At 36.5% G+C, this 15290-nt stretch carries 9 protein-coding genes and 1 pseudogene; 6 read left to right on the forward strand and 4 right to left on the reverse strand.

What is annotated here, in order from left to right:
• Window positions 1-13 precede the first annotated feature (13 nt).
• From LOK41_RS23920 to LOK41_RS23930, 3 genes are all read right to left on the reverse strand, one after another.
• Window positions 14-1714, reverse strand: a complete 1701-nt coding sequence (locus LOK41_RS23920; protein ID WP_241818593.1) for a C40 family peptidase — start codon at window positions 1712-1714, stop codon at window positions 14-16.
• 210 nt (window positions 1715-1924) lie between these two features.
• Window positions 1925-2809 carry a D-amino-acid transaminase gene (locus LOK41_RS23925; protein ID WP_241818594.1) on the reverse strand — a complete coding sequence of 295 codons (885 nt, stop codon included), beginning with the start codon at window positions 2807-2809 and terminating at the stop codon, window positions 1925-1927.
• A 490-nt stretch (window positions 2810-3299) separates the two neighbouring features.
• The gene (locus tag LOK41_RS23930) at window positions 3300-5228 is read right to left on the reverse strand and encodes an LTA synthase family protein (RefSeq protein ID WP_241818595.1); all 1929 of its coding nucleotides are present in this window, start codon (window positions 5226-5228) and stop codon (window positions 3300-3302) included.
• A 939-nt stretch (window positions 5229-6167) separates the two neighbouring features.
• Here LOK41_RS23930 and LOK41_RS23935 point away from each other — a divergent pair.
• The 4 genes and pseudogenes from LOK41_RS23935 to LOK41_RS23950 form a co-directional block, all read left to right on the forward strand.
• Entirely contained in the window at window positions 6168-6533 is a 366-nt protein-coding gene (locus LOK41_RS23935; RefSeq protein WP_241818596.1) for a YkvA family protein, read from the forward strand.
• Between the two features lie 49 nt (window positions 6534-6582).
• Window positions 6583-7077, forward strand: coding sequence for a metal-binding protein (locus LOK41_RS23940; protein ID WP_241818602.1), 495 nt, complete (start codon window positions 6583-6585; stop codon window positions 7075-7077).
• Between the two features lie 387 nt (window positions 7078-7464).
• Window positions 7465-9126 carry an L-lactate permease gene (lldP, locus tag LOK41_RS23945; RefSeq protein WP_241818597.1) on the forward strand — a complete coding sequence of 554 codons (1662 nt, stop codon included), beginning with the start codon at window positions 7465-7467 and terminating at the stop codon, window positions 9124-9126.
• 497 nt (window positions 9127-9623) lie between these two features.
• A pseudogene (locus LOK41_RS23950) lies at window positions 9624-10061 on the forward strand (MurR/RpiR family transcriptional regulator); the annotation flags it as partial.
• Between the two features lie 130 nt (window positions 10062-10191).
• Here the strand turns inward: LOK41_RS23950 and LOK41_RS23955 are convergent.
• Window positions 10192-11439: a helix-turn-helix domain-containing protein gene (locus LOK41_RS23955; protein ID WP_241818598.1), complete on the reverse strand. Its 1248-nt coding sequence runs from the start codon at window positions 11437-11439 to the stop codon at window positions 10192-10194.
• Window positions 11440-11645: 206 nt separating this feature from the next.
• Here LOK41_RS23955 and LOK41_RS23960 point away from each other — a divergent pair, with 206 nt between their 5' ends.
• Both LOK41_RS23960 and LOK41_RS23965 read left to right on the forward strand, forming a co-directional pair.
• A complete protein-coding gene (locus LOK41_RS23960; RefSeq protein WP_241818599.1) occupies window positions 11646-13931 on the forward strand; it encodes a glycoside hydrolase family 3 C-terminal domain-containing protein in 2286 nt (761 codons plus the stop codon).
• A gap of 365 nt (window positions 13932-14296) precedes the next feature.
• Window positions 14297-15151, forward strand: coding sequence for a GRP family sugar transporter (locus tag LOK41_RS23965; protein WP_241818600.1), 855 nt, complete (start codon window positions 14297-14299; stop codon window positions 15149-15151).
• Window positions 15152-15290: the final 139 nt, after the last annotated feature.

Below are 15290 nucleotides of genomic sequence, written 5' to 3' on the forward strand. Positions count from 1 at the left end.
TTGAAACTATGACTTAAGGTGCTTTTGTATATCCTAAGAAGTGCTTACTCCAATAAGAGTTGTTTAATGATGCAACTGCTACACCTTTATCTCCAGCTTGAATGAATGATCCACCACCAAGGTAGATACCCATGTGAGAAGGACCTGGCTTATAAGTGTTTTGGAAATAGATTAAGTCACCTGGTTGTGGATTTGAAGTTTTTGATAGGCTGCTCCAATATCCAGCAACACTTTGACGGCTAATGTTGTGACCAAATTTGTTAAATACGTGGAAAATGTAACCACTGCAGTCAACGCCATTAGCAGAAGTGCCGCCCCATACATATGGTACACCTGCCATTGATTTTGCATATGCAAGAATAGATGATGTATCGCCACTTGTGTTACCTGTATTGTTATTATTATTGTTATTATTGTTGTTGTTATTGTTGTTGTTGTTGTTGTCTACAGCACCACCAACTGGTGTTTTAGATAGGAAACGAGTTCCTACATAGCCAGTGCGACCGTTGTAGTTAATTTTGCTCCATCCATAATGTTCAGAAATAACTTTTACTTTTTGACCTTGTGGAAGAGCACCGATTACGCTGTAATTTGTACCTTCGCCGCTACGCACATTTAATGCAGACACATTAATATAGTATTCGCCAGCAGTTGTTTGTGGTTGCTCAGGTTTTTCAGGTGTCGTTGTACCACCTTTAACGAATTTCACAAATTCGCTGCTTACATAACCAGTTTTACCATGGTGATTAATTTTGTACCAACCATTTTCTACACCAACTACGTTTAATGTTTGACCATTTAATACGCCACCAAGTACACCGTGGTATGTAGCTGGGCCTGTACGAACACGTAATGATGTTGCATTAACAACATAAGTACCGCCAGTTTGAACAGTTGTATTGTTATTTCCTTGTTGATTGTTACCTTGGTTAGTATTGTTACTAGAACCACCTTTTGTTACGTAGTCTTTGCTAATGTAAGCTGTTTGTCCTGCATAGTTAATTTTGAACCAATCTTGAACTTCACCAATAACTTGTACAACTTGTCCTTTATGAACAGAGCCTAAAGTTGTATGGGAAGTGCTAGGACCTGTACGAACGCGAAGAGAAGATACATTGACTGTATAGTTTCCGCTTGCTTCTTGAACATTTGAGTTGTTATTAGAAGAACCAGCATTTGCAGAAACACCAGATACGAACTGTCCACTAACGTAACCAGTTTTGCCGTTATGGTTAATTTTAACCCATCCGTTTTCTTCGCTAATAACTTGCAATGTTTGTCCTTCATATACACGGCCCATAATGGAACTAGAAGTATTTGGGCTTGTACGAACACGTAATACGTCAGCAGTAACTTTGTTCTTGCCACCTGTACTTACGCTTGTTTTCGCACCATTTTTTGATACGAATTGTCCACTAACGTAACCAGTTTTCCCATTATGGTTAATTTTGAACCATCCGTTTTCTTCGGCGATTACGGTTAATTTTTGGCCCTCATATACGCGAGAGATGATGTCGTGAGAAGTACTAGCTCCTGAGCGAACGTGTAATACGTCAGCAGTAACTGTGTAATTTGAGTTGTTTTGTGGTGCAGCTTGAACAGCGTGTGCAGCAGGTTTTTGTGTATTTTCGGGGGCAGCTTGAACGCTATCTAATGTCGGGGCTGCTCCTCCTGCTACAGACACTGCCGCAAGACCGGCAAGATATTTTTTCATGTTTTGTCGATTCCTTTCTGTCTGTAATGTAGTGATGAAATATTTACCAACTGTTAAAAATTCTAAAAGGCATGTCGATTACTGTCAAGGCTTATGCGGGAATCTGAATATGTCAAGAATATTACGAAAAAAAATCAAGGTGCATGTTCCACCTTGATTTTAAATGAAAATACGTATATTAAGAGGTTTTTAAGAATAAAATGTTTGTGTTTAAGGTAATGGGATATTAGAAGTTGAAAAGCTTTGGACAAATGTTTTTTGTAGTAATTTGGTGATTTTCCCAACTTGACCATTTTGGATGGCGGTGCCATCAAGATGTGTCATCGGAAGTACTTCTACTGTTGTTCCTGTAAAAAAACATTCATCAGCATGATAAACATCACGAATGCTGAATAATTCTTCTTGAACAGGAATCTGTAGTTTATGGGCTAAAGAAAGAATATATTGGCGGATAATCCCGTTTAGGATTAGATGATTAGCGGGATGAGTATACAGAGTCCCGTTTTTTACAAGAAAAAAGTTGGAGTGACTTCCTTCCGTAACGATCCCATTACGAACGAGAAGCGCTTCTTTACAACCTTTTCGTTCCGCTTTTGTACGAGCTAATACGTTTGGCATTAAATTAAGAGACTTAATATCACAGCGGAGCCAACGTACATCAGGCTCTGATATGGCACGTATACCGTACTCAATCCATAAAGCGGGGCGTTCTTTTTTTGAGATATAAGCATAGATTGTTGGGATTACATCAAAAGAGAATGCGTGTGTACGATGCTGTACTCCTCGAGAAACTTGTAGGTAGATGGTACCATCTTCTTGGAATTTATTATTTTCAAGTAATTTATAAAGTAGTGTAATGAGTTCTGCTTTAGAGAAAGGTAGTGTTAATTCTATTTCATCCATGGAACGGTATAACCGAGTTAAATGTGGATCTAATAAGTGGATGGTTCCTTTATAAATACGAATGACTTCATAGACACCATCTCCAAACTGCAAGCCACGTTCTTCTAATTGTATGTACGGCTGTTTTTTATTTGTATCAATAATTTTATCATTCCATAATACGAACCTTTCGTATGACATTTTACTTCCCATCCTTTCTTAATTGTTTGCATGATGAGCGTTGGTCGCCTCTATAAAAACTCCAATTTATCGTATTTCGCATATACAAATTCGCAAATGGGAAATGAGAATCCTGCTTTTTAGAAATAAAAAAAAGCAACATTCATATAGAACGTTGCTTGCAACAATGTTGCATAAGGAGGGTAGCTTGTTTCATAGGGATATTGTCCTGGTATAGCCTAGAAAGGTGACCAGTAAAAAGGTCGGCTTTACTAAGACAATGAATGTTACTTCTCAGTAATATCAAAGGCATTGTTACACAAATGATTCTGGTATTCCCCATGGGGACCTAACGCAAAGTTGTAACATGATAGGTGGGGAACGAACAGAATATTGTTTACAAATTCTATTATAGATATGTTTCATGAATTTTATGTAAATATTTGGTGAAGATTGTGTAATTTTATCATGTTATTGGCGAGCAGTATGAACCCTGACTGTAACTAAAAAAAAGACGCTGATATTACTCAGCGCCTTTTTTTTCTTCTTTAATCGTTGTTTTTACTTCGCCTGTTTTAATTTTGTTGCTTTCAGAGAAGCGAAGTAAGTCTCCTTCAATGAGCTTATCAGACATGCGCAGTTCATTTTGAGCACGATCGATCATTGCTTGAGCTTCTTCTTTTGGTACCTCTACGACTTCGCCAGTTGCACGGTCATAGAATGTACTGTTTGTATACATATACTTGTCTGTAACAAAACTACCGTCACGAAGAACAACGAATCCTTTATTATCTGGTGAGAATACGTCATGACCAAAACGAACGTCATTGCTTGAATCCACACCAAGTAAGTTTAGAATTGTTGGTTTAATATCAATTTCACCAGTTGGTTTTGAAATTGTTTTACCTTCTTTTTGACCTGGAACGTGAATGAACATAGGTGTTTTTTGTAAGTTCATATGATCAAATGCTGTAATTTCTTCTTTACCTAAGAACTGTGCCATCGCGCGGTTATGGTTTTCAGAAATACCGTAGTGATCACCATAGAATACGATAACAGAATTGTCATAAAGTCCTTCTGCTTTTAGACGTTCAATAAAGTTTTTCATTGCTTCGTCTAAGTAACGAGCTGTTACCATGTAACGGTCAAATACACCATCACCAGAGTTATAAGGTTCAATCAATTTTGTGTCATCGTCGTACGTAAATGGATAGTGATTGGTTAAAGTAAGGAAACGAGTATAGAATGGTTGTTTCACTTCTTTTAACATGTCAATTGATTGATTAAAGTACTCGATATCTTTTAATCCCCAGTTTAATTTTGTTTCTGGAGTAATTTTATAGTCAAGCTCATTGTAGTAACGATCGTAACCAAGTGCTGGATACATAATGTTACGGTTCCAGAATGTTGCGTTGTTTGCATGGAATACAGCTGTGTAATATCCTTGCTGACGCAGAATTTCTGGAGTCGCAGTATATTCGTTATTACCGTGTGTAAAGAATACAGCACCACGGTCTAATGGATATAATGATGTATCTACTAAGAATTCAGCATCAGATGTTTTTCCTTGCCCAGTTTGGTGGAAGAAGTTATCGAAGTAATAACTTTCTTTTGCAAATTGGTTTAAGAATGGTGTAACTTCTTGATCGCCGACTTTTGCACCAATTAAGAATGTTTGTAGGGATTCAAGAGAAACGACAATTACGTTTTTCTCTTTTGCCGTGCCAAACATATTTGGATCTGGTTTACTTTGCGTTGTTTTTACGTAGTTTTCTGTTTCTTGTAATTTACTGCCGTCAGCGAATGCTTTTTGTGAACTAGATTTTGCTTGCAAGCCAAGATCATATACTTGGTGTGTATATAAACCTAAGTTTTTCACGAGCATAACACGGTCAAATGAACGTGTTAATAATTCTGGACGCTCAGTTTCTGCAAGTCCTAAGTTTACAAAGAAAATAGCAACCGTTGATACGAAGTATAAAGAACGCATTGGACGTGATACGCGTTCAGTTTTTGCAAAGCTTTTCTTTTTCTTTAATAGTACAAAGAAAAGGATAATATCAGCAAATACAACGATGATTTTGTAGTTAAGCAATTCTTTTACACTGGATCCTAGTTGTCCAAAGTTTGATGTTTGCCCAAGTACTGGTAAAGTAACGAAGTCATTGTAGAATCCGTAGAACATTACGTTACCAACAAGAATGATTGTTAAAACAAAGTCAATTCCAAGTGCTATATAGTTTCGTTTCTTTCCTTTTGCAAATAATGCAAGACCCACAAACAGTAATGATGTTGCTAATGGGCTAATGAATAAGATAAATTCTTGCATGAAAGATTCAAGTTTTAAATCAAAACTTGTACGTGTTATGATGTAAGTTTTTAGCCATACGGCCAAAGCAACGAACAAAGTAAAACGTACATTTAGAAATTGTGATTTTAAAGATTCCTTCATTCATTCCACCCTTTCTCTATCAGGCTTGGTCGATTTTGGAGCGAAAAAAGCTAAAATAAAAAACACATAGTTTTCTTGGCCATGAGTAGAGGTTTCTATATCCCTCATATACGACTTTAACTATGCATACCCTTTTGGTTTCCTGTTATTTCTTTTGTTGATTCATAAGCATAACGTCATTTCTGTATTATACAACAAAATTCAATTCTTAGAAACACTATAACATTTTACAGTTTTTGTATTTTTTATTGTTGCTGCCAGAGAAAACTTTAACATTGGTTTATATGCTCGTCAACTAGAAAATATAACAAAGATAATAAAGAATAGTAAGAGAAATAGAACATTTCATGTTGAGAAATATTGATAGGAAATATATAAACCCTCTCTTTTTAGAGGGAAGAGAGCGTCCGCTGAAGCATAGAAGCGGTCAGTGCCTTTTTTGTGCCCAAGCCGCGTTTGAAACAAAGGGAGAAAAAGAGAGCGTATCCTTTTTTGTTTTTATAACCATAATTTAGATGAAAAATCAAAAAGAAGTTATCCCGCCAAAGTTTGATTGGTGATGGAAGTGTCAATTTATATAAAAAACAATCTAACCCCTTTCTTTTTAGAGGGAAGAGAGCGTCCGCCCAGGCATAGAAGCGGTTAGATCCTTTTTTAGCCCCATGCCGAGTTTAAAACATAGAGAGAAAAAGAGAGTAGGCCTCTTTTGTATTCATAGCTGTGATTTATATGGTGGAAAAATTAAAATGGATATATAAGTGGAAAAACAGTTACGAACACTTGTTCTTTTTCCTGTTGTCTGTTACAATAAGTTTTTATTGATAGGTTATGTGTATATTTGATGAACGTTTTATTAACTAATGGAGCTAGTTCCTTATTTTTGAAGACGCATCTACTTTTTTCGTATAATGAAAAAAACAAAACATGGGGGCTCTTTATATGGAACGAAAATTTTCAGTCGAAGCGTTTTGGAATAAGGTGAAACATGTAGCGAAACAAGCGGGACAATCGGTTATTTATGCGAGTTTATTGCTGTTTTACGTTATGCAAAGACCGGATGTTCCAAAGCGAGTAAAAGCAACTATTATTGGAGCACTTGCCTACTTTATTGCTCCAATTGATGCGATTCCGGATTTTTTAGCTGGAATAGGTTATACTGATGATTTAGGTGCATTAACTGCTGCACTTGTGCAAGCGTCTATGTATGTAAGCGAAGATGTAAAAGAAAAAGCACAGATGAAATTAGCGGATTGGTTTGGTTCGGATATAGACACATCATTTATCGATCAAAAATTAGATCAATAGGTGAGAACTGTCAGAAATGGCAGGGCAAACATTAGCGGGGAAGTGTACTATGCCATCAGGAAAAACACATACGAAAATAAACTTACTCTCTCTTCCGGTTGTTTTGTTTATGCTTGTTTCGTATGGACTAACAAATTTTGATTTTTTACTCACTTTTGCGATAGGGTTTTTAATCGGCACGTTTTTCTTAACACCAGATTTGGATACTCATAGTAACGCCTATAACAAATGGGGCTTGCTTCGTATTTTTTGGTATCCATATCAATGTGTGATGCCACATCGTTCTTTCTTAACGCATACGATTATAATTGGTGATCTCATTCGTATATTGTATATGCTTCTCGTCTTCTCTCCATTCCTATACATATTAAATAAAACGGTACTAGACGGAAGATTGCTTGAGATTGCAAGGGAACACGATGTTGCTTTAACAACATTCGTAATTGGAGTTATTGCTGCGAGTGCACTCCATATTATAGCGGATCGATTGAACACGCGCCGAAAAAAGCTTATGAGACGAAAGAAAAAAAGAAGAAGAAGGTAGAGCACTTGCGAATTGCAAGTGCTTTTTCTTTTTGTGGTGAACGTTCATAAGACTTTTAATCAAACGTTTGTTTAAAGTGAAATACGCCAGAGTGACAAGCTTTTCAGTCGTTAATCAAACGTTTGTTTAAAATAATGAGGGAGGGATGAAATCGACTTTTTTCCTATTTATATGATTTATTCGAAAGCGTGATTTAACGAAAAAATTAGAAAATTAACTTAAAAAATCTTTTTAAATCAAAAATGATATGGTAAAGTAGAAATACAATCATTGAAAACGTTTTCCTAAAATGTTTTTTATTTTAGACTTAAAGGTATGATGACCGGATAGTCTATTGATAGGATTATGGGGATTTTAAAACAGGGGATTACAGAAAGGGAGAGGACAATGGGGACATGGACACAAGTTTACGATCCGTTTGGTAACATTTGGATTTCTGCGGCGGTAGCACTTATTCCAATTATCTTTTTTTTCTTGGCGTTAGCAGTGTTTCGTATGAAGGGGTATGTGGCAGGATTTATTACAGTTGTATTAACAATTTTAGTTGCGTTATTTGCGTATAAAATGCCGTTTACAATGGCGATGGCCGCAACTGGATATGGCTTCCTATATGGGTTATGGCCAATTGCATGGATTATTGTGATGTCGGTATTTTTATATAAGATTTCTGTTAAGACAGGTCAGTTTGATGTGATTCGTGCATCGGTACTATCGATTACGAATGACCATCGTTTACTCGTTATTTTAATTGGTTTTTCATTTGGCGCATTTTTGGAAGGGGCAGCTGGATTTGGTGCACCGGTAGCAATTACGGCAGCGCTTCTTGCTGGTCTTGGCTTAAATCCGTTATACGCAGCTGGACTTTGCTTAATTGCAAATACAGCACCGGTAGCGTTCGGAGCGATGGGGATTCCGATTACAGTTGCGGGGCAAGTAACGGGTATTGATGCTCATAAAATCGGACAAATGGCAGGGCATCAATTACCATTCTTATCATTATTTGTTCCGTTCTTTATCGTATTTTTAATGGATGGCTTCAAAGGGGTTAAACAAACATGGCCTGCATTATTTGTAGCAGGTAGTTCATTTGCAATTACACAGTTTATTACAGCTACGTTTTTAGGGCCAGAACTTCCGGATATTACATCAGCACTTGTCAGCTTAGTATGTTTAGCATTATTCCTAAAAGTATGGCAACCGAAAGAAATTTATCAATCTAATCAAGCGAACGCCGAAGTGGCAGCGACAACAACTGCGGCATCTATGCCAAAATTAACGGCAGGAAAAGTTGTAAAGGCTTGGTCCCCATTTATTATTTTGACAGTGATGGTTGTAATTTGGAGTCAAGGATTCTTCAAAGCGTTATTTGCTCCAGGCGGGGTGTTAGAAAGTCTTGTCTTTAAGTTTCAAATTCCAGGTCTGCACAATTTAGTAATGAAGGCAGAACCAATTGTAAACAAACCAACGCCGTATGATGCAGTATTAAAGTTTGACGTTCTATCAGCAACAGGAACAGCGATTTTAATTGCGTGTATTATTTCAATCCTCGTACTTAAAATGAGTGCAAAACAAGCAGTTGAAACGTTTAAAGAAACATTACAAGAATTAAAAATGCCAATTCTATCTATCGGTTTCGTATTAGGATTCGCATTTATCGCAAACTATTCTGGGTTATCGTCAACACTTGCGTTAGCATTAGCAGGAACAGGTGGATTATTCCCGTTCTTCTCACCATTCCTTGGCTGGATCGGCGTATTCTTAACAGGATCAGATACATCAGCAAACGCACTATTCTCCAATCTGCAAGCTATTACAGCGCAGCAAGTTGGCGTATCAGAAGTATTACTTGTTGCGGCAAACACAACAGGTGGTGTAACAGGTAAAATGATTTCTCCGCAATCGATTGCGATAGCTTGTGCGGCAGTAGGACTAGCTGGAAAAGAATCTGATTTATTCCGCTTCACAGTAAAACATAGTCTATTCTTCGTAATCATTGTTGGGATTATGACATATGTACAAGCTTACTATTTAACGTGGATGATACCTTAAGGGTTAGTCTTCAAGAATCGAAGGATGCCACCGGTGAATAGCGAGATGAAAGTGAAAAAGTTTATAAATGTTGTTGTATAACTCTATCCGTAAATTGATGGAATACCACTTGCAGAGATGGGTTGGGATAGAAGAAAGAAAATTTTCTCTTTCAAAGGATACTTACAATATTATTTGAGCAAGCAGCATTTAAAAATGTTGCTTGCTTTTTTATTTGCTCTTTTTGAAAGAGGGATGATTTCGTGTAAAAGAGATTCTTGCTGAGATACGATAAAATCTTACCAGGCATCTACACCCCTTTGTATCGTTTACATGTATTTGCACTAACACTTGATGATTCACTATTTAAAGTGGTCGAAAATCGGATTTTTTGTTGGGATTTCTATAGTTATTGAAATAAAGTTTCAAAGTTTATAAAAATATATAGAAAGAAGCTGAAATAATTAGCGATAAATAGTATTCGAACACAAATAGAATGAGTTTTAGATGAGTTACCTGTCTCAGAGAAAAAGATAGGAGAATATATTCTTTCTCAGATAAAAGAAGTAACCCAGATGACCATACATCAATTAGCAAAAGAAGCAGAGGCAAGTAGTGCAGCCGTTGTTCGCTTTTGTCGATCATTAGGAGTAACTGGTTTTCCAGATTTGAAAGCACGTCTATATGCTGAAGTAGAGCATATACATCATGTAGGATATTTTGATATTGAACCTAATGAAAAAGTGCAGTCAATTATTGATAAAACGTTATCTAATACAGTACAAACATTTCATGATACAGTCGGGCAATTAGAAACGAAATCTATTGAAGAAGCAGTTGAATTTCTAAGAGAGACAGATGTTATTTATATTTATGGAGTAGGGGCATCTTTTCTTATTGCAGAAGATGTAGTGCAGAAAGGGATTCTGGTGCCCAAATTGTATTCATTCAACTAATAATTAGTGGGGGATGAAAAAACCCCACTGATTAAAGTTTCACTTTATTAAAAAGAAAATCCGTTCGATGTTAGGAATTCCACAGGTTATGTAGGTTTATGCCTCCACCCAATGTTTTTTGCACCATAACTTATTCCGATTCTAAAGGATGCTGGCTTTTAAATTGTTTTGGTGTCATACCGGTGAATTTTTTGAAAACCTTTGTAAAATAACTCTGGTCTTGAAAATTCAAGAGTGTATAAATTTCAGATAAAGAATAGTTTGTAAAGAGCATTAAATTTTTGGCTTCTTCAACCCTTGTACGTTGTATATACTCACTTAAAGGAATTCCAACTTCTTTTTTGAATAGGCTGGATAAGTATCTGGGATTCATATTTAGTATATCTGCGAGCTTGGAGAGAGTAATATCTGTATAAAGATGGTTGAAGATATAGTCTTGACATATATTAATTGGTTTTGAATATTTTTGTTTAATCGATTCTTGAACTCGATCTGTAAAATCATATAATGCATTTGCCATTAAGTTTTTTACATCGTTAGTAGTTGTTAATTCTTCAAGAGTTTGTATATATGAGTCGCTAAGACTATAAGCAATCTCAGGATGAAGTCCGCCTACCATGGCAGCTCTTGTGGCTAAGGTGAGTACTACAATTACTGAATTTTTTTGGTGTCTTAACTGACTGCTTTTAGATAAAACGCCATGTCCTCCTTTGTTTCTCCATAATAACTCAACATGCTTTATTAATTGATCTTTATGTCCTTCTTTAATATATTGCAAAAACTTCTTTTCATTTAGAGGGTTATGATGAAAAGACATGTCTTCGCGTCTTTTTGAAATACTCAAATCAGGATTTTCTATCTCAAAAGGGACGTTTAAAGACTTGTTCTGCTGAATGACAGCCACTATATCCAATTCTTCTTGATAAATCATATAGTGAAAAAGTATGCTCGCATGTATCAACTTCAAACTGTTAATAACAGGAAGCGATTTATAATAGTGAATAACCTCTTGGCTATCTTTAACTATGTGCAGATCGTTTATGATCTTATTTATGATTTTCTCTGATGGTTCTAAGGAAATTGTAGGTCCCATAAGGATAATCCCTTTAAATATATTGTTATCTTTTATACAAATAGAAACAAAGTTTTCCTGGTAATTATTCGTTCTAAATATAGGGAATTCATGAGGATCTTCCCGATGAAAGAATGAATCTAATAAACCCGTATTAGATGAGTGCAAAGGATTAGCAATAAAATTAGAAGAGAATTCAAACACCACTCTTTTATTTTCATCAAGAAAAAAAATTGGTACTTCAAACGTTTCATGCATCATTTTGCAAATATATTCTAAGCCTTCTAAAGAAGAGAACATTTTCATAGAGCCAAGTACCCCCTAGAGAGATTTTACTGAAGTGCTGTAATTTACTTAGAAAAAACAGGAAATATATAATATTTCAAAAAACCGTTACGAAAAACACCAAATTCCTGACCATTATACAATACATGAATAGCCCACATAAATATAATCAAGTTAGGTAATTGATAAAAATAATTACTGAGTACTCTCACATCTGGAGGTTTATCATGCAAAGAGATATCAAAAGACTCATTTCACAAATGACGTTAGAAGAAAAAGCAAGTTTATGTTCGGGCTTGGATTTTTGGCATTTACGAGGAGTTGAACGATTGGGTATTCCATCCATTATGTTAACGGATGGCCCGCATGGTCTTCGAAAGCAGGAGGGTGACACAGATCATTTAGGTTTGTTTGGTAGTGTTCCATCTACTTGTTTTCCATCTGCAGTCGGAATGGCAAGTTCATGGAATAAAGAACTTATTCAAAGAGTAGGAGTTGCTTTAGGGGAAGAGTGTCAGGCTGAAGATGTAGCAATCCTTCTAGGGCCTGGTGTAAATATTAAACGTTCGCCGCTTTGCGGAAGAAACTTTGAATATTTCTCAGAAGATCCTTATCTTTCATCTGAAATGGCAGCCAATCACATTAAAGGTGTTCAGAGTCAAGGAGTAGGTACTTCCCGGAAGCACTTCGCTGCCAATAACCAAGAACATCGCCGCATGACTGTGGATGCCATTGTTGATGAACGAACGCTGCGAGAAATTTATCTTGCCAGTTTTGAAGGTGCTGTTAAACAAGCACAGCCATGGACAGTTATGTGCGCCTACAATCAGGTAAACGGAGAATATGCCTCAGAACATGGGTACTTATTAAATGATATTTTGAAAGAAGAATGGGGATTTGAAGACTTTGTCGTTTCTGACTGGTTTGCGGTTAATGAACGTGCCGATGGACTAGCTGCCGGCTTAGAACTTGAAATGCCTTCAAGCGGTGGAATGGGTGATAAAAAAATTATTGAAGCTGTAAAAAATGGAAAGCTTTCTGAAGAAAAATTGGACAATGCAGTAGAAAGATTGCTGAGAATTATTTTTATGGCAGTTGATAATAAAAAAGAAAACGCTGTTTACGATAAAGATGCTCACCATCAACTAGCAAGAGAAGTGGCAAGAGAATGCATGGTTCTGTTAAAAAATGACGACAAGATTCTTCCGCTGAAAAAAGAAGGAACTGTAGCCGTTATAGGAGAATTTGCGAAAACACCCAGGTATCAAGGAGGCGGAAGTTCTCATATTGTACCAACAAAGCTTGAGAACATCCTAGAAGAAATCAAACTAACGGCAGGTAGCGATGCAAATGTATTATATGCCCAAGGTTATCATCTTGATAGTGATGTAATGGAACAATCCTTAATTGATGAAGCGAAGGAAATTGCGGTGCAATCAGATACTGTCGTTCTTTTTGTGGGACTTCCTGACCGCTATGAATCGGAAGGTTATGATCGAGAACATTTGCGTATGCCGGACAATCATCGCCGCTTACTTGAGGAAGTGGCTGAAGTGAACAGCAACATTGTTGTCGTTTTAAGTAATGGTTCACCAATTGAAATGCCTTGGGTTGATAAAGTAAAAGGTTTGCTTGAAGGCTATTTAGGGGGACAGGCCCTTGGAGGAGCTATCGCTGATTTACTATTTGGTGACGCGAATCCGAGCGGAAAATTAGCGGAAACATTCCCGAAAGTCTTAAGTGACAATCCTTCATATTTAAATTTCCCTGGCGAGAGAGACAAAGTAGAGTATAAGGAAGGGTTGTTCGTGGGCTATCGTTACTATGATACAAAAAACATCGAACCGTTATTCCCGTTCGGTTATGGTTTAAGCTACACAAATTTTGAATACAGCGACCTATCTATCAGTAAAAAAGAAATGAAAGATACGGAAACTGTTACTGTTAGTGTGAAAGTGAAAAATACAGGTGATATGGCAGGAAAAGAAATTGTTCAGCTATATGTGAAAGACGTCGAAAGCTCTATGATTCGACCTGAAAAAGAGTTAAAAGGTTTCGAAAAAGTAAAATTACAGCCAGGTGAGGAAAAAACGATTACGTTTACGTTAGATAAGCGCGCATTTGCTTATTATCATGTCGAGTTGAAAGATTGGCATGTAGAAACGGGAGAATTTGAGATCTTAATCGGAAAATCTTCTCAGGATATCGTCCTAAAAGACAGTGTTTTTGTTCCATCAACCATTTTTATCAAAAAGCTAGTTCACAGAAATACAACAGTTGGTGATTTGCTTACGGATCCAATCTTTGCGCCGTTAGCAAAAGAACTGCTGGCAAAAGCGAATGTACATCAAGAGGAAGATGAAACGTCTGAAATGTTGACAGCGATGAAGAGAGCTATGCCACTTCGTGCAAAGGTTAGTTTCAGCCAAGGTGCCTTTACAGAAGAGATGATGACAGAGATGATTCAACGATTAAATGAGTACCAAGAAAAAGAACATAAGTCAGCAAAGTAAATAATTTTAAAAAATAATTTACCGTTAGTGAGAATCGTATCTTCCACTAACGGTAAATTGCTCTTGTAACAAAATACACGTGTTATTAGCAAGAAAAATGATTAAAGTGAATTTTAGTCTGAAGTGAGGAATCTCAAAGAAGGCGTTAATGATATAAAAGATAACGATATGGGTTTATCCCGTTATTTATGAGCGGTAAGACCCCCACCTCAAAATTTATCGAGAGTAAAGAAGTTAGGTAGGGATTAACTGCCGTAAAAGTCTGATTGGTGAAGACTAATAATCAGTAGGGATGAAGAAAACCCCACTGATTAAGTGTTATTTTATTATGGGAATCGCATTATTTTTGAAAGAGGGAATATTATTTGGATATTTTAATGGCGCTTGTTCCAACACTTATGTGGGGAGTATTGGGATTAGTTGGTACGTTATTAGGAGGTTCCTCTTATAGTAAGACGTTAGGTACAACATTCGGTGCACTATTTTTTGCAATTACTGTATACATTTTTGTTCAGCCTATGTTGAATCAAACGATTCTTATTGTCGGATTTATTTCAGGGGTTTTTTGGACAATTGGACAACAATTTCAGTTTAAAAGTATGGAGTATATAGGAGTATCGCTTACAGTTCCAATCTCAGCAGGTATGCAACTAATCTCTACAACGATAATCAGTGTCCTTGTTTTCAATGAATGGAAAACAGCGATTCAAGTTGTTCTCGGTACTGCTGCGATTTTTATATTGATTATTGGAATCGTTCTTATGTCTATTCGAGACAAACGTACAGAGAGTAAAATACCTGCTCAATTTAAACAAGGGATTGCCGTCCTTGTTATTTCTACTATTGGATATGTAGTGTATGTTATTATTCTACGTTGGTTTAATATCGATGGGTGGTCCGCGATATTACCACAATCAATCGGGATGGTAGTCGGTGCGGTACTTCTTTCTATTAATCAAAAAGCCTATACCAAATATGCATTCCGGAATGTTTTAACTGGAATTATATTTGCTACAGGTAATTTATTTATGTTGTTGTCTATTCCTCGAGTTGGAGTATCAATTAGTTATTCATTTTCTCAAGCCGGGGCCATTATTTCTACAATCGGTGGAATTGTATTGTTAGGAGAAAAGAAAACAAAAAAACAGATGGTAGCTGTTGTTATAGGATGTATTTTCATTGTTACTGGTGGTATTTTAATCGATCTTACAAAGGGCTAAGGCCATTTCTCCTACTAATACCCCAAAATTCAAGCGGAAGCAAAGAAGGTAGGTGCCCGTAAAAGCCCTCCCTTACTGATTAAAGTTTCACGTTATAAGTACCATATAACGTGGTAAAGAAAAAAGATGCCCATCAGCT

Source organism: Bacillus sp. TL12, assembly GCF_022625245.1.
Taxonomy (GTDB): domain Bacteria; phylum Bacillota; class Bacilli; order Bacillales; family Bacillaceae_G; genus Bacillus_A.